At 48.4% G+C, this 17,409-nt stretch carries 11 protein-coding genes; 7 read left to right on the top strand and 4 right to left on the bottom strand.

Translation table 11 applies throughout. The features are described 5' to 3' along the window. Positions 1-4: 4 nt before the first annotated feature. A complete protein-coding gene (locus AAC022_RS01700) occupies positions 5-949 on the bottom strand; it encodes a prenyltransferase/squalene oxidase repeat-containing protein (protein WP_339727364.1) in 945 nt (314 codons plus the stop codon). An 826-nt stretch (positions 950-1,775) separates the two neighbouring features. On the opposite strand from AAC022_RS01700, the gene AAC022_RS01695 reads away from it, so the two are divergent. Next, the gene (locus AAC022_RS01695) at positions 1,776-5,609 is read left to right on the top strand and encodes a hypothetical protein (RefSeq protein WP_339727363.1); all 3,834 of its coding nucleotides are present in this window, start codon (positions 1,776-1,778) and stop codon (positions 5,607-5,609) included. 73 nt (positions 5,610-5,682) lie between these two features. Beyond that, positions 5,683-6,990, top strand: coding sequence for a BBP7 family outer membrane beta-barrel protein (locus AAC022_RS01690; protein WP_339727362.1), 1,308 nt, complete (start codon positions 5,683-5,685; stop codon positions 6,988-6,990). Between the two features lie 13 nt (positions 6,991-7,003). On the opposite strand, the gene AAC022_RS01685 is transcribed toward AAC022_RS01690, so the two are convergent. Further along, positions 7,004-7,933: a PmoA family protein gene (locus tag AAC022_RS01685; protein ID WP_339727361.1), complete on the bottom strand. Its 930-nt coding sequence runs from the start codon at positions 7,931-7,933 to the stop codon at positions 7,004-7,006. 106 nt (positions 7,934-8,039) lie between these two features. Continuing rightward, positions 8,040-9,434 carry an SLC13 family permease gene (locus AAC022_RS01680; RefSeq protein ID WP_339727359.1) on the bottom strand — a complete coding sequence of 465 codons (1,395 nt, stop codon included), beginning with the start codon at positions 9,432-9,434 and terminating at the stop codon, positions 8,040-8,042. A 215-nt stretch (positions 9,435-9,649) separates the two neighbouring features. On the opposite strand from AAC022_RS01680, the gene AAC022_RS01675 reads away from it, so the two are divergent. Continuing rightward, positions 9,650-11,107: a pectate lyase gene (locus tag AAC022_RS01675; RefSeq protein WP_339727357.1), complete on the top strand. Its 1,458-nt coding sequence runs from the start codon at positions 9,650-9,652 to the stop codon at positions 11,105-11,107. Positions 11,108-11,116: 9 nt separating this feature from the next. Here the strand turns inward: AAC022_RS01675 and AAC022_RS01670 are convergent, their stop codons facing one another. Next, positions 11,117-11,932, bottom strand: a complete 816-nt coding sequence (locus tag AAC022_RS01670; RefSeq protein ID WP_339727355.1) for a sugar phosphate isomerase/epimerase family protein — start codon at positions 11,930-11,932, stop codon at positions 11,117-11,119. Positions 11,933-12,227: 295 nt separating this feature from the next. On the opposite strand from AAC022_RS01670, the gene AAC022_RS01665 reads away from it, so the two are divergent. The 4 genes from AAC022_RS01665 (at position 12,228) to AAC022_RS01650 (ending at position 17,273) form a co-directional block, all read left to right on the top strand. Further along, complete coding sequence (locus AAC022_RS01665; RefSeq protein ID WP_339727353.1) at positions 12,228-13,787, top strand: hypothetical protein; 1,560 nt, start codon at positions 12,228-12,230, stop codon at positions 13,785-13,787. A 93-nt stretch (positions 13,788-13,880) separates the two neighbouring features. After that, entirely contained in the window at positions 13,881-14,786 is a 906-nt protein-coding gene (locus AAC022_RS01660) for a sugar phosphate isomerase/epimerase family protein (protein WP_339727351.1), read from the top strand. 147 nt (positions 14,787-14,933) lie between these two features. Next, positions 14,934-16,235, top strand: coding sequence for a Gfo/Idh/MocA family oxidoreductase (locus AAC022_RS01655; RefSeq protein WP_339727349.1), 1,302 nt, complete (start codon positions 14,934-14,936; stop codon positions 16,233-16,235). A 138-nt stretch (positions 16,236-16,373) separates the two neighbouring features. After that, positions 16,374-17,273 carry a hypothetical protein gene (locus tag AAC022_RS01650; protein WP_339727347.1) on the top strand — a complete coding sequence of 300 codons (900 nt, stop codon included), beginning with the start codon at positions 16,374-16,376 and terminating at the stop codon, positions 17,271-17,273. The last annotated feature ends 136 nt before the right edge of the window (positions 17,274-17,409 follow it).

Below are 17,409 nucleotides of genomic sequence, written 5' to 3'. Positions count from 1 at the left end.
AGGATTAACTGTCAGGCCAAGTTGCGAGTAAAGCCAGGACTCCCAGTCCATAAAAGGTGTATTCCACATCGGCCTGTTCGTCCCAACTGGCTCCCCGAAAGCCTCCAGTGGGAAACTCCAGCCATTCCGTCATGAATTTCAGAATCTGCTCGGGATCAATCAGTGAAGACAACCCCAGGTCTCTCGCCGTCAATAGCCCGGTAAACGTGGATAACCCATCGGCAAAGGGAATCCGCGTGTTTGCCTGAAAGCCACCTTCCGTGCTTTTGACCTGCTTGAGAAAGTCGTATACATCGCCTTTCAGCTCTTCATCCATAGAATTCAGTATATTCAGTGTTGCAACAGCGGCTGCCGTCGGATTCGTGCCACTGCGTTTCATTGGGGAAATTTCGACGAAACCGCCATCATCCCGTTGCCTGTCATAGAGAAACTGAATCAAATCATTCGGTGCAGGGACGTCCAAGCCAATTAACTGGTAGATTAATACCACCAGGAAACTATGGTAAGTACTTCCCAGAGCACCTTGTTCCGACTTGGCATAGCCGCCGTCGGTGGTTCTCAGGCGTTCTAGATTTTGCAAAATTCGGGCATTCCAGTTTTCAGGGGCCGTGGCTAACAGATCTTCGCCGCCTGATGCTTGAACGATGAGTGCACAATATAGCCAGCTGAGCAGGTCGATGGTCGACAGTGTTTCCAGCTGGAATTGTCTGAGGAACTGGCTGATGGCAGCCGCTTCTTGCTTTTCAACGCCACCTAAGATACCCAGGCTGCGAACAGCAAACCCGGTGTAATAGAGGTCCGAGTCTCCTTCTCTGCCGGTAAAACCACCATCTGGCTGCTGTTGTGCCAGAATAAATGAGCGATGTTTTTCCAGCGATTCCGGAGACCGTTTTTCGAGACCGTCCGCTAATTTCAGGGCCAGATTCACTAAATAAGGTTCATTACTCATAGGGATTGTATGCCATTTCCCCTTTTCTTAAAGGGGTCAGAAAGGAGGTGAAACAGTTGTTTTCGCCGACTATTTTGAAAATTGTCAAGAAATTCTCAATCGAAAGGTCAAATTCGTCTTTCGTCGGATTTGAAATTAGAATATGTTCCCGCCCATCATCTCTTAAACTCAAAGAATCAATCTCTCTCAGAACTGTCAAGAACGTAAACCATTCGGAATTCCTTTCCTGTTCAGTTCAAAACCGAGTCAGCCTTACCTCAAGGCAGTCTCATGATTCTTCCGAGTCACAATTCACATTAAAAACAACCAGTTAACTAATCAAATACCAGTAGCACGTTTCCGTCAAAAATCTCATTTTTCCCGGTCCGTGTCACAACATATCTTATAGGTCCGACCAGTTTCTATCTTTCGATAGAAGTGTAATGATCAAGTACAACCTCTCTCCTGATGATTACCAGCCGGTCGCGCTGAAACAATTCCAGTAAACAATTGATTTTTTCAAGACATTCAAAACAGACATGTCCCTGTTAAAGGGACTGCTTTCTGCCATTGGTGGAATTGTCTGTGATTGAGTGCTTGCGTGTTGCGTAAAAACAACTTGATAGTTCAAGTCTATGGAGCTTTTTCCGTGGCTTGTTCCTGAATTCAGAAGATTACTTGTTGAGATTATCTCATGAATTTTCCTGAAAATATTGTCATAGATAAAAACAATTTCATGGCAGAACAAAATACAACAGAGCGGGACGATAACACCAAATTGCACTCAGCGTGCATTTCCGAGGTGAAACAGATGCCTGTGTTGACATCAAGCTATTCTGGACGGTTTATGAAAATTGCATTTCGCCTGATCGCCGGCGTAATCGTTCTGGCGATATCCGCCATGTCAGGAACGTTATTAGCCCAAGAAGAAGAATTTTCAACAATCATTGCAGATGGGACCGAGCCAGGCGATACCCTTGGGGGTATTTCATCAGTCATTCCAGGAAATGGAATGGGGACTTTGTTTCGCGCTGGACACCAAGCAGGAAAAACCGTTGGCTTAGATGAATCGATTTCCTATCTGGAGGCGATGCCTTACCTGTTTACATGGACGAAAAATCAAGACGACGCTGGTATGTTGTTTGGAAACTTTCAGTTGTTCCGAACGAATCGTGGTCACCTTGGTGGCAGTGCCGGTTTGGGTTACCGCTTCTTCAATTACGACACAGACCGGATCTTCGGAACGAGTGTTTATTATGGTCGTGATGACTCTTCAACAAAAATTTTCCAGCAATTGGTTCTGAATGTAGAAACAATGGGGCGTTATTGGGACGCGAACGGGAACTTCTATCTGCCATTCGGCACACGTCAGAAAGAGTTAAATCTGGAATTCAACGAAGGCAGTCAGCGATTCTCGGGAAATAATGTTCTGTATGATCAAACACGAACACTGGGAACGGCGATGCGTGGTTTTGATGCAGAATTCGGAGTTCCGATTTGGGGTCAGCTGGCACAAAAGCATGAAGCACGAATTTATGCAGGAGCCTATCATTTTGCAGCAACGGGCAGCGAAGATGTCTGGGGCTGGAGTGGTCGTATTCAGGCCAATGCATTACCCAATGTGTTGACAGAGTTGAGCGTCACTAATGATGCCACCTTTAACACGAATGTCTTCTTCAATGTCACCTGGACCTTCTCCGGACGTCCAGAGTGGAACAAGATGGAAAAATCGACTCAGATGCATCGTATGTCTGAACGGGTCAGAAAAAAATACAATGTTGTAGTCGAACAACGCAAAGTGGTTGATTCTGGGCTGACAGCCATCAACCCGGCAACCGGGCTACCCTGGTACATCTCACACGTTGATTCACTGGCTGCACCGGGCGGTGATGGTATGGTACTGGATCCCTTCCAAACCATCGCCGATGCGCAGGCAGGACCTGATGCTGACATCATCTTTACTCACGCGGGAAGCGAATTTAATAACGGACCTCCAATCACACTTGCTGCCGGCGATGTTGTGCTTGGTGAAGGTCAAGGAGTCCCACACTATATCGATATACAGGGATTCGGTTCCCGATTACTGCCGAACTCGCCGTCATACGGAGATCCGCTCCGACCAAACAGCCTCGTGCGTCCTACCTTTAATAACACCGTGGGCGATGGGGTGATTCTTGCATCTGGCAGTGAGTTTTCTGGCTTTATTCTCAATACCCCCTCAGGTCGTGGTGTCGTTGGTGTTGGTGTTTCCGGTACCGAAGTCAACTATGTTGATGTGAACAACGCCGTCGGTGAAGGCATATTCCTGAGCAGTACGACAGGCAGTCTGTCCTTTGATACAACCAATGTCACCAACACGGCCGGTGATGCATTTGTTGTTGATGGTGGTGATCCACTCGTCAGATTTGATGGAGGTACTATCACCAACACTGGTGCAGGTCGTGCTGTGTTGATCCAGAATACAACCGGAAGCTCTGTTAATATGACAGGTTCGAGGATTGTTGATACAAACAGCCAAGGGGTTTTAATCAGCAATGCTGGTGGTGGTGCCGTTCTGGATAATGTGACTATTACAGGCAGCACAAATGAAGGGGTTCATGTCACCGGTGGTACTGCTAATGCGATTGTGACATTTAGAAATACCGCACAGGCTGCCACGGTGGTCGATGGTGCGACAGACGCGAGTATTTTCGTAGAAGATTTCCAGGGTGTATTCCAGATGCAGGATATCAGTATTCTAAATCGTAATGGTGCTGGTCTTCTGGTCGAAAACCTGTCAGGAAATATGGCCGTTGTTGGTAATGCTTCGATCGCGAATGGTGTTTCCCTGATAACAGATCATGGTGTCGACGTTAATAATACGAGCGGGAACATCGCCTTTTCAGGCACCCTTGATGTCATCGGGAGTACGGGCGAAGGTATCTCGTTTAATGCTGGCGGAAATACCGGTTCGTTTAATGTAGCAGGCACTACGACGGTTTCCGGGACTGCACTTGAAGCATTCATTGTGATGGATGACAGTCCGGTCATCCGCATGGGAAATATGGTTTTGTCTAATAACAGTACGACAAGTTCGGTATTGTTGATCGATAATGCAGGACAAGGTGGTACTGCCGGTTCGGTGACGTTTGGCAATACAACAGTGACGGGCACGACAGGGGCGACAGTACCAACTGTTCACATTTTGAATACGACTCCCATTGTCGATTTTTCTTCACTTGGTGTTACGGCTAACAGTATCTCATTTATAACGCAGGTTCCCCCACAAGTCGGAGCTGCCGTCTTTGTCGAAAATAACCCCGGCAACGTGAACTTCGGCGATTTGAATATCACCGCCACAGATAACCTGGGCTTCATTGCAAATGCAAATACGGGAACACTCAGTTCAACCAGCGGTGTCATCGATGTGACGGGGGCTGCAGCCATCGATATTCAAGACTCGAATATTTCGATGGTTCTCACAACTGTGAATGCCGGCCCGTCCACTGGTATTGACTTAAATACAACGAACGATTTCTATTCAAATAGTGCTGGTATTCGATTGGTAAGAACTCCAGGATTGTTTTCGATTACCGGAGATGGTACCACGATCGATTCCGGGGGAACCATTCAAGCGACCACTCATGGGGTGTGGCTGGAAGACATCGATCGGGTTACTCTCGACGGACTGGAAATTCTAGTTCCCACAGTTTCCGGTATCGAATGGCATGAAACCACTGTTGACGAAGAAACAAATGTGACACTGGCACGAGTACGAGTAGAAGATTCCGCCGGGGATGGTATCAGAATTGTCAACGGTCGTACGTTCTCGATGACCGATTCGGAATTACTGGGTAACGGTACTGATGGAACAGAACATTCTCTGGAATTTACGGCAAATATCGAGCTGGATAATACAGACGACGATGCCTTTAACATTACATTGCAAAACAACATAATCACGGATGATAGTGCTGATGCCATTCATATTCAATCGGGCGGTTTGCTGGATGATTCACTGCTAGACGTCTTGTTAACAGGAAACACGATTACAACTAGTTCTTCTAACTCTGCAGGCCTGGACGTGATGTGGGAAGGCCCCATGAATATTACGGTTGCCAATGCAAACAACTTTATTGGGACCGGGGTTACCAATAATCAGGGAATCAACATCAATGCCACCAGCAATGAGCTGACGGACCTGATGACATTACAAGTCTTCAATAATAACAACTTCACAATTACAGGTACGAATAGTGAAGGAATTCAAATTGAAACGGAAGGCCCCTCGAATATCTTGATTTCGAATAATATCGATCAGGGCTTTGTGATGGCTGGAGAAGGTTCAACGGGACTTCGGTTTGTGGATTTAGCAGCAAACTCGAACGTGATCATTGATACCAATATTATCAATATGTCAGGGCTTGCCGGTGACGCAATCTTCTTTGACTTGATTGACGCGACAGACTCTTCAGTAACCATCGATAACAACCTGATCTCATTGTTCGATGCTGGTGTTGATGATGTCGAAACTGCAGTTGGTTTCAATGCGATGATCAATGGTCCGCTGACATTGGGGACTGGTGTCAATAATATTGTGTTCGTGACCAGCGTTGGCAATAACAACACTTTCCTCCTGTTTAATCCTGGCGGAGGCTCCTTTGATGGTCAGATCAGTCTGAATGGCTTCCTGCTACCGTAACGATAAAAGAGAATGTCTCGTTTTAAATAACACTCTAGTGTGTTTTGATCCAAATATTTCAAGGTTTTAATCGATGAGTCGCACATCCTGGAAAGTAATGTTGATTACTCCATTCAGACTAAGTGCACTACTGGTGTTGCTGAGTTTCACCGTATTGCCGGTGGGGCAGAAAAAATCAGCAGCAGCCGATGATGGCACGACGGAATATATCATGCATGGTGATGCAGATATGATGGGCGAAGAAGTTGTGGATGACGCGGGGTTTCTCTCTGGAGTCAACACATATTCTAGATCGCTCGTTCGTCAATTGCCTGCGGATCGCGGGTGGACTTACGATTCACCGATTGACAAATCGATCAAGAATATTTTTCAAACATCCAGATTACGCATTGATTATCTTCACTGGTCCATGAACGGCCCCGATGATGTTTTATTGAGTGCACCGATTCTGGGAGTTTCAGATCCCACTGAACCTGAACCCGTTTTTGATCGCTCAACTGGTATTGGAAGAGGTAATGGTGTCGCCTTGGATTATAATGATCGTTCCATGGATACAAATGGTATGCGAGGTGTACTCGAATTTCCATTACCGGATGGTAGCCTGGAATGGAATGTGTGGGGACTGTTCAAGAATGAGTCGCATCGTCCCACGGACAGAATCTTTGCCACACAAGACAATGGAGTAATTGCAGACGACCTGGTCGTCGTGACAAATTTTAATGTAAATGGGGCACTGGCCTCAAATACAAACGTGTATGACACCAGTTACACCGTAGATTTAAATACGGAAATGGTGGGCACGGGAGTGAACTATGTTTTAGACCCATTCCTGCCGGGTGAAGGGTTTCATATGCAACCTTTATTCGGTTTCCGTGTCATCAGTTTGCGAGAAACAATGAACCAGATCGGAGTTGATTCCGGTGGTGGAATTGGAACACCTCGTACGACAACGATCTATTCTAAATCTGAGAATCGCGTATTTGGTCCCAGTATCGGTGCTCGTGCAGAATTCAAACACAGTCGATTCTCACTCGGAGCAGAGCCTAAATTTACATTTGGTTTCAACCGAAATACCAATCAGGTCGCGACAGAGCAATTGTTTGAGGCCACAGATCCACGGTTCGTTTCTGTTCAGAAAAACAATGAATTTTCACCAACATTCCAGCTTACTCTGTATGCGAAAGTGAATGTGACTGAGCACCTGCGTTGCTTTGTCGGTTACGATTACCTGTTTATCGGGCAGATCTCACGTGCCTTCAATATCATTGATTACAATGAAGACCGTACGGCAGCAAACCCTGCGGTAGGAACGAAAGTCCGTCAGGAAAATTCAAAATTCTCAGCCGATGGTGTGACGGCCGGTATTGAACTGGTCTGGTAAACTAAGCCAAGTTTTATGCGCCTCTCGTCACCGTGGCACTGGTGTGTCGCTGGAGCGGCTTCTTGATTTGAAATCGCTGACTCTGAGAAAAATCTTTGAAGACCTTCTCAGCCTGATCGTGATTGATTTCTCCCGCGTGTGCCTGCAACAGGAAGCGAAACGTGAGTGGGGCTTTGCGGGTTGTCTCAAGCGGTCCATGCATACAAGGTGAGGCTCCCATCCAACCATCTTCTCGCACATGCCACGAGACGACATCTCCAGATCCTGCAACAGGATTGGATGGATGAAAAAAGTAGGTGATGCCTTCTTTCACATCGGGGGCGACGGGCCCTGAATAGTCCATCCACTCTGCCGGCTTCCCGAAGATGTTTTTCTCGCCGACCTGTTGATGGCTGTTGGTGATGGTTCCCGCTCCGAAATAACTCGAAATCGATTTAGCGACTCTGACTGCCAGAAATCCAAAATTGGTTTTCTGAAATTCGAGTGATTCTGAAGTCGGATAAAATGTTGATTGCAATTCTAGAAACAGTTCGTCTTTGTCGTTGGTTCTGATGGCGGAAATCGATTCCTGTCGTAGTAACGGTTGGGGATCATGGCCGTCAAACCATTCCAGTTCCACAGCCAGAATGGCTTCGTCTTCGCGTTCATCTATCGCAAGCCACTGTTTCTGAATGATTTTAGCGTCAGTGTTTTCCGCCCAGAAATTGATGCCCAGCACCTGATGATGGGCAAACCAGACGGAACGGTGATGATCGTGATTGGGAGCGCCCGGGTGTCCGATGCGTGTTAAAGGAATCCCGGAGGGGCCAGTCAAAGGGTAAAAGAAGGGCCGCGAGTATTGGGGATCATGGTGCCAGCGGAGCCGTTCTTTACCTTGCACGCGAAACGAAAATTGAGAGTCAGGCAGGGGAATGATTTCATAGGCAGGAAAGAGTTGACTCATATCAGGTTTCCCTGTGTTCGGAACTGTGAGGCACGGATGACGAAACACTCACTCCAGACTACGTACTACTGCAGGCAGTGTAAAGTTTTAGTCTGGAGAAGAAGAATTACGTCATCGGCCAGACGATGGAGAGCAGTACGGTGGTTCCCAGACTGGTAAAACCGAGCACAATCAAGAGAGGCGTCCATGATTTGAGCGCTTCTTCTTCGGTGAGACCACTCATCTTACAGAATATCCAGAAGCCACTGTCATTCATCCAGGAACCGACTAAGGAGCCAGCGCCAATTGCCGTAGCTAGATACACCGGATCAAATCCGAGCATCTCGGTACTCACGTTCATTGACGCCAGCATGGCGGATGTGGTGATCATGGCGACCGTACTGGAACCCTGCGCGATTTTCAGCAGGGAGGCGATTCCAAATCCCAGAAACAGAAAACTGAGTCCGGTTGCGTCCCCTTCCGCACTGCCAAACTTAGCCTGAATGGCAGGGCCGATTTGAGCCACCGTCAGCATTTTTCCGAACGCACCACCGCCGGCGGTGATCAAAATAATCACACCACCACTCATCAGCGCATTTTCAACAGTGGCCCCTAATTTGAGCAGAGTTAAATTTCGCTGACGGAAGAGAATCACGAGCGCGATTGCCGTCGCTACTAACAGTGCAAAGTTGGCGTCACCGATGACGGATGTGAACGGGCTGATCTTTTCCAGCAGACTTTGCGGGCCGACACCACTGGCGAGCATGGAATTCACCAGTGTGTTGGCGGTGATCATCAACACTGGTAAGACGATGGGACTAAGCGAAACGGCAAGCGAAGGCAGTTCATGTTCTTCGAGGGGATCGGGATCTTTATGTTCGGCGATCTCTCGCATGGGAATATTCATCATACGATTGGCAAACATCGCATACAAGATGCCAGCAAATGCAGCCGGTAACGCCACCAGTACGCCGACGAAAATCATTTTTCCCAAATCGACTCCGAGATTGTCGGCCATCGACAGAGGGCCCGGCGTGGGAGGAACCAGGGTATGCGTGATCGCCCCCCCCGCAGCAATCGCCATGATATACATCAGGTAGTTGCGTTTGGTGCTGCGATACAGCGAACGTGCCAGTGGGATTAACAGGTAGAAGACGGTATCAAAGAAGACAGGAACGGCGAGAACAAACCCACTTCCCATCAACGCCAGAGATGCATTTTTTTCACCGAGCGCATTCAGGAACGTTCTGACAATCCGGTCGGCGGCTCCACTATCCATCATACATTTTCCGATAATGGCAGCCAGCGCGATTACTATTCCAATACCAGAAACGGAATCCCCGAAAGCAATGGCAACGCGTTTGATGCGATTAATGCCATCCGCTGATTCGGGACCCAGCAGGCTGACGGCCATCGCTGCTGTGATCAACGCCAAAAACGCATTGATCTTCAGAAAGATAATCATGCCGATGACAACGGCGATGCCGATGCCCAAAATCAAAAAAGGATAGTCTTCCAACATAAGCGCTGCTCCGGAATAATCTTAGAGGAATATCTCAGGTGGATATGAGCATTACATAGATTTGCTCTCGACGCAAGCGAATGCCTGATAGAAAAAGTGCCTTCTCCTATTATGAACGAGATTAAGTAATAGTTGCTTTCGCTGAATGCCTCCTTTTTGTAGGATAGAGTGGTTTTGCTTCCTCTACTTTTCCTGTTGATAAGGAATTTTCGGCAATGACTGCTTCTTTTGCTCGTCTAAGAATGCGTTTCCTGATTATTCTGTGTTTAACTTGCTTTTGGGGAACCTCTGAACAATGCCAGTCAGCAGAGATCACACCCACTGATGCCAAGCAGGCGATGAAAAAAGCCACTCACTTTTTCACCAGTGAAGTTTCTACCAATGGTGGTTATCTCTGGCGATATAGTGAAGATTTATCACAGCGCGAAGGTGAAGAGCGTGCGTCCGATTCGAGAATCTGGGTTCAACCTCCGGGGACGCCGACGGTGGGCGAAGCCTTTTTGACCGCGTATCAGAAAACCCGAGAGCCGTACTTGCTGGAAGCAGCCAAAGCCGCAGCGAGTGCATTGGTTAAGGGACAATTGAAATCGGGAGGCTGGACCTACTATATTGATTTTCAGGATCGGATGAATACCCAGTATCGCATTGATGGCGGGGGGCCGCGGGCGCGGAATACAACGACCTTTGATGATAATACGTCTCAAGCCGCACTGCGGTATTTGATATTGCTGGATCAGGAGCTCAAATTCCAGGATCAAACGATTCATGGCGCCGTGACGTACGCGTTGGATGCTTTTCTGAAGGCACAATTCCCAAATGGAGGTTGGCCTCAACGTTATTCCCGCTTTCCTGATCCAAAAGAATTTCCCGTGTTGAAAGCCAACTATCCGGAGAGTTGGTCGCGCACGTTTCCTAAAAAGAAGTATCAGAATTATTACACCTTCAACGACAACGCGATTGCGGACTTGGTCGATCTGATGTTTCTGGCACATCATGTGTACGGTGATTCCCGTTATCGTGACGCCGCGTTGAAGGCAGGAGACTTTATTATTCTGGCGCAAATGCCGGAACCACAGCCTGCCTGGTCTCAACAGTACAATCAAAAGATGCAACCAGACTGGGCACGCAAATTTGAACCACCGGCGGTGACGGGCGGTGAGTCACAGGGAATCATTAAGACGTTGATGCAGATTTATATTTATTCGGGAGAGAAAAAGTATCTGGAACCGATTCCATCTGCACTCGCCTATTTAAAGAAATCTGAATTGCCTGATGGAAGACTGGCGCGGTTTTATGAGTTGAAAACGAATCGCCCGTTGTACTTCACGAAACATTATCAGTTGACTTTTAAGTCGGATGACATGCCGACGCACTACAGCTTCATTGTCAAATCGAGTATCGATTCTCTGGATAGTCGCTATCGGAGTCTGTTGAAAGCGTCTCCCGAACGACTGGCATCAATGCGGTTTCCCACACGCCGCGTGCGGTTGACACCGTCGTTAACGGCAAAAGCGACATCTGCAATTGATTCGTTGAATGCACGCGGAGCCTGGATCAAACAGGGAGACATTCGCACCGCAAAGCGGGAGAATGTTCCCGTGATTGACACGCGTGTTTTTATACATAACTTGACGAATCTGGCTGATTTCGTCGCCGCCCATCAACGCGACTGAATCTAGCACTCACGCATTTTCTGCGATGGTCTGCATACGTTCGAGTCCCCGTTTGGCGACTTCCAGTGGATCCTGCTGCCAGAGATCTTCGCGGAATAATTCGATCGAGAGCCAGCTGTGATAGCCGATCTGTTTTAAGAGTTGGCAATAGTGCGCCAGATCGATGTGACCATCGCCGGGCATTACGCGGTCGGGGTCCTTTTGTGTTTCACGGGGGATCGTATTCACGGCGTCATTGAAGTGTGAAATGGCAATCTGTTCGGGCTTAAGTTGCGCGATGCTTTCCATCGAACCGCCGCCACGAAACACATGAAACGGATCAAGTACTAGAGTCGCTTCAGGGTGACCCGATTTCTCGACAATCTGCAGTGCATCTTCAATTTTAGTGACCGCTTCGACGAATCCCAAAAATTCTACCGCTGGTTTCGCACCCGCTTCGATGCCGGCCTCCAGTAGTTCTCGATAACGCAAAGCGCCGAGATCATAATCCGGCTTTTTAAAATGCGGGCAGCAGATCACAAATTCGGCTCCCAGTTTTGCAGCCAGTTTGATTCGATCCAGGCAAGTATTGAAGACTGCCGGATATTCTTCAGGCGAGGCAGACCACCAGTCGCGGAGCATAATCATGGTCGGAATCGCCAGGCCTGATTCCTGAATGGCTGCGGAAACGGTTTCTAATTCGCCCCCCTCAGCCAAAAATGCTTCGATTTCATCAAACCAAAGTTCGATTCCCTCATAGCCGGCTTCGGCTGCGATTCGGATTTTGTCAAGCAGAGGAGTTGTACGAATTGTACTGGCATTCAAGCTGTAACGAAACGAACTCATGGAGATGATCCCTCAGAGGAAAAAGGAGCAGAATCAGTCATAGATTCAGGTTGATTATGGCGTAAGAGTAGAAGCAGGATGTTTTTCTGGTCAGACATTCATCAGCGATCGTCTTCAGGATGCTGCTTTAAACATTTTGCGATAAATGGCGGCAATGATCAACTCAGTCGCGAATCGCATCAGGTTACTCGACTCTGTATGGCAAATCGGTCACAATAAGGATACATGATATTGCCTGAATTCAACATCATGCGAGTTCCGAAAACGCAGACTTCAATACAAGAATATGTTCCCTATGATTGACTGTTGTCAGCATCGAATAATTTGCTGGTTGGCTGGAATCAGTTTCCTGGTGACGGGCTGTGGTTCTGATTCCTCTGCGCCACAGGCTCCTGTGGAATCAGAGGTAGTCATCAGCAGTGAGTCCGCGCCTGTGAAGACCGGTTCAACAAAGGCATCTCAAAAACCTGCCGTGAAGCAGGCGACTTCAAAAGCAGAGCCAGTGGCGGGTACCGCTTCGCATCCCAAAGCAAAAACGGCGAAGCCGACTGCTGTGAAAGCTCCGGAAACGATCTATCGTCCCAGTGATGCCAGGCCGATTCACAATAATCAACGGCTAGCGCTATTGGGGATTCACTGTTATGAGTCTCCACGGCTGAAACTGTATACGGACATTGATCCCGAAATCGCGAAACAACTGCCGGCGATTGTCGATCAGGCGTATCTGTCGCTGGTCAAATATTTTGGTCCCTTGCCTCCGGATCGTGAAGGGACTGAGTTTCAGGTGACCGGTTACATCATGCAGAATCGGGAGCTGTTTAAAAAAGCGGGCGTGATTTTAGACGCGTTACCCGAGATCGTAAACGGCCGCCATCTGAGAGCGCAGTTCTGGATGGATGCGCAGAGTGAAAATTATTATTTGCGGCATTTAATGCTACACGAATACACGCACTGCTATAGCATGATTATGGAAAATATCGGTGCGCCGGTCTGGTATCTGGAAGGAATCGCGGAATCGGTGGCCACGCATTCGATTGGCAAGGATGGCAAGATCCAGTTCAATGTAATGCCTGATGACAAAAATGACTTTGGCGGTTTAGGGCGGATTTCACTGCTTGAAGAAGCGGTGCTTGCTGCACCACCGAAATCAATGCGGGAGGTGATGCAGTTCACGTCCAATGATTTTGTCGGCAATAATACCGCGTATGCGTGGTCTTGGGCGTTCTGCCAGTTCTTTGACAAGCATCCGGAGTATGCAAAGTCATTTCGTGAACTAGCCCGGCATCTACAGGGGCCCGCTTTTTCCAGCAGGGTTACCCGCATGATCAAAGGTAACTATTCCGATCTGAACGCGGCCTGGTTACTGTTCGCCAAAAATCTGCAGCATGGTTACGATTTTGAACGCGCGACGCTGACCATTGCACCCGGCTTACCGCTGGTCCCGGATTTGTCTCTGGACGCGACGATTCAGAGTAATCGTGGCTGGCAGTCGAGTGGAATAGAAGTCGAGCAGGGGAACACGTATGAAGTGACGGCAGACGGCCAGTTTACTTTGGCACAGCAGCCAAAGCCTTGGGAGAGTACCGCGGACGGAATCAGCTTTCGTTATTTTAAGGGGCAACCTCTGGGGCGGCTATTGATGTTGATTAAGCCGGCTGAGGATGCGGCCGATATGCGTCCATTTTTGCAGGAATATCCGCTGGGGGCCAACGCGACCTGGATGGCACCGGTAACGGGCACCCTTTATTTCCGGTTGAATGATGCGTGGGACGAACTGGCAGACAATACCGGACAAGTGACAGTCAAAATAACTCAAAAACAGAATCCAGCAGCGCCAACGGGTTCAGAAAAATAGAACGAATTGCATTGGCGTCGGAATCAGAGTGTTCTAAATTGCGAAACAAACATTGATCAAAGGCCCGTACGAATCAAATTTAGGAGCAGCGACATGCTGGATCAAGGTCGGAGATTCATTGATTTACAGGATCAGAGTTCACGCAGAACATTTTTGAAACAGGCGTCTGCGTCTCTGGTGGCAGGCAGTCTACTCTCCCCGCTGACTGTGAAGGCATCAGAAACATCTAACGCCAAGCCGCTTGCCGGAATTAAAAAAGCGGTCAAGTACCAGATGATTACGGAAAAGGTATCGGTGCTTGATAAATTTAAAATGCTGAAAGACGCAGGCTTCGCCGGTACGGAAATTCATTATCGCACGAAGGTCAATCCAAAAGAAGTGCGTAAGGCCATTGATGCGACGGGCGTGCAAGTACATGGCTTTTTAAACAGCAGCCGCGATGAATTGAAAGATTCGATTGATCAGGCGAAATATTATGGCGGCACCAGTGTGCTGGTGGTCGCGGGCCGCGTAGATCAGGACAATCCGTATGATGTCGTCTATCAGCAGCAGCAGGCCAAGCTGCGGAAAAATCTCCCTTATGCAGAGCAGCAGGGGATCAAGCTTTTGGTCGAAAATGTGTGGAACAATTTTCTGTTGAGCCCGCTTGAGATGGCGCGGTTTATTGATGAACTGGAGAGCCCGGCGGCGGGCGTTTATTTTGATGTCGGAAATGTGGTTCGTTTTGGCTGGCCTGATCAATGGGTTCGCATTCTGGGGCCGCGGATTGTGAAGCTGGATATCAAAGAATACAGCCGCAAAAAACAGAAGGAAGAAGGCCTGTGGAAAGGCTTTCAGGTCGAGATCAATGAAGGCGATTGCAACTGGCCCGCAGTGCGAAAGGCGTTACAGGACATTGGTTATACGCAAGGCTGGGCGACGGCCGAAGTCAAAGGAGGCGATCGTCAAAGATTACAGGATATCTCGGAACGCATGGATCGTGCGCTTGATCTTGCCTGAAGCAGCGTTGATAATAAATTAAGATCGTTAAGAAGCGAGTGCTTTTGATGATTGTCCTCAAACATCCTACCTGTAGTGAGTTTTATTGAACAAGCTCTCCTGATCCAGAAACATAAACTTTGAATAATTCTGAATGAAAGGTTTCCCATGCCCGAAAACGCCTCTGAACAACAGCCGTCTCAAGGACGCCGTAAATTTATGAAACAATCTCTGGCGACGCTCGCGACTTCCGGGCTCGTTGTGAATCCTGCTTTAACATCAGGCGCGTTCGCCGCTAGTAACGAATTGATTAAGGTTGGGTTGGTGGGTTGTGGCGGACGAGGCACGGGAGCCGCCGCTCAAACATTGCGGGCCGATCCCAACGTTGAGCTGGTCGCGCTGGCAGATGCGTTTGGTGATCAACTCGAACGGAGCTATCAGAATCTGAAGAAGACCGAAGTTCAGGATCGGGTGAAGGTCGATGCCGAACATAAGTTTGTTGGTTTTGATGCCTATCAAAAACTGATCGATTCCGGCGTGGATCTGGTCATTCTGGCGACGCCTCCTCATTTCCGTCCACAACAGTTGAAAGCCTGTATTGATGCCGGCAAGCATGTCTTTTGTGAAAAACCGGTCGCCGTGGATGGTCCCGGAATTCGTTCCGTTCTGAAAACGACGAAAGAAGCCAAACAGAAGAATCTGACGATCGTTTCTGGTTTATGCTGGCGGTATGAACCTGGTATGCAGCAGATGGTCGAAAAAATTCATACAGGCGGCATCGGCGATATTATTTCAATGCAGAGCATTCGCTACCTGGGTGGCGTTGCTAAAATGGTCAAACGTAAACCGGAATGGTCGGACATGGAATATCAGATGCGTAACTGGTATTACCACACTTGGCTCTCCGGCGATTTCAACACAGAACAGTTCGTGCATGAACTGGATAAACAATCGTGGGTCATGGGCGAATATCCCGTTCGCTGTTACAGTACTGGCGGTCGTCAAACACGAATTGATCCCGATTATGGTCAGATTTATGATCATTTCAGCACCGTCTATGAATATGCGAACGGTACCAAGTTCCTGGCGTCCACGCGGCATCAGCTGGGCTGTAGTTCCATGTTTGTTGATACGGTTTCCGGAACTGAAGGCACAGCGACTTTGATGAAATACCAAATCGAAGGGAAGAATCCCTGGAAGGGTGCCCGCCGTCGTGCCAATATGCATCAGCTGGAACACAACGAAATGTATAAAGCTCTGCGAAATGGAGACGTCATTAACAACGGCGAATACATGGCAAACAGTTCAATGATGGGAATTATCGCCCGCATGTCGGCTTATACGGGTAAGACACTAACCTGGGAACAGGCGATGAATTCGAAAGAAGATCTCTCTCCCGAGAAATACGATATGGCGATGTCTCTGCCGGAACCCAAAGTAGCGATGCCCGGCATCACCCCGTTTGTGTAAGCGGTCTTTGAAATCAAAACGATTGAATCAATCAAACAACCGGTGTGTGTCATGCATGCCGGTTGTTTTTCTTTGGATTATAGAACATCATTGATTTCAGTCGCTGCAAATCAACCTTTATTTGAATCGGAGGAAGTGATGAAGTCGCTCGCTTATTCGCTTTTGCTGCTGGGAGTCGTGATCGGTGTTTGTTTGAAACAATCGGATTCTCGTCTGTGGGCAGATGAAAAATCAGTAGAGAACCAGACGGCGAAGCCGAAACTGACGCTCTCGCGTGAAAAGAACATGCTCAATATTCACGGCGATCACATTCCCGGCGGAAAAATTCCGATCTATTATCTGGAAGCTTACTGCCGTGCGAATTCGACCGATGCCGACTGGGGCAAACATACGGTCGTCAAACACGAAACGCAGACGCTTTCCATGAACGACGATCAGACGGTGTTAAAGCTGAAGTGTACTGTCGCGGATGGGATCACCGTACATCATACGATTACGGCGAAAGGGGATGAGGTTGATTTTCAACTCGTGACTCACAATCCCACCAAGCGACGTTCCGAGGTCCATTGGGCGCAGCCTTGTATTCGTGTGGGCGATTTCGCCGGATTGGGGCAGGCGACGACGGATGACAAATACGCTTATATTAAAAAGTCATTCATCTTTCTGGATGGGAAACCGGCGATGATGCCGACCCGGAACTGGGCGACCAAAGCACGCTACATACCGGGGCAGGTCTGGTGCCCGATTGGTGTTCCCCGAACGGATGTGAACCCGAGACCGCTGAGCAGGGAAGTTCCCAGTAATGGTTTGATTGGCTGTTATAACGCGGATGACAGCTTGATCTTCGCGACTGCTTTTGAGCCGTACCAGGAACTGTTTCAAGGTGTAATTCGTTGTCTGCATGCCGATTTTCGACTCGGTGGTTTGCAGCCGGGGGAAACGAAAACGATTCGGGGCAAGATTTATATTGTGCCCGCGGATATGGACGCGCTGGTGAAACGGTATGAGCGTGATTTTCCGGAGCATGTGAATAAGTAGTGCGGGATCGTTTTTTTATACGATTCATGCTCCTCATGCTGGTGAGGTAAGTTCAACGTAGGTTGTACCGTTTTCCTGAAATTTCCTGCTCGCTGCGCTCGGCCCGAATTTCATTCGGGCTTACCCTGATTCTTTT

The organism is uncultured Gimesia sp. (genome assembly GCF_963976445.1).
GTDB lineage: Bacteria > Planctomycetota > Planctomycetia > Planctomycetales > Planctomycetaceae > Gimesia.
This window is presented reverse-complemented; position numbering and strand designations above follow the sequence as displayed.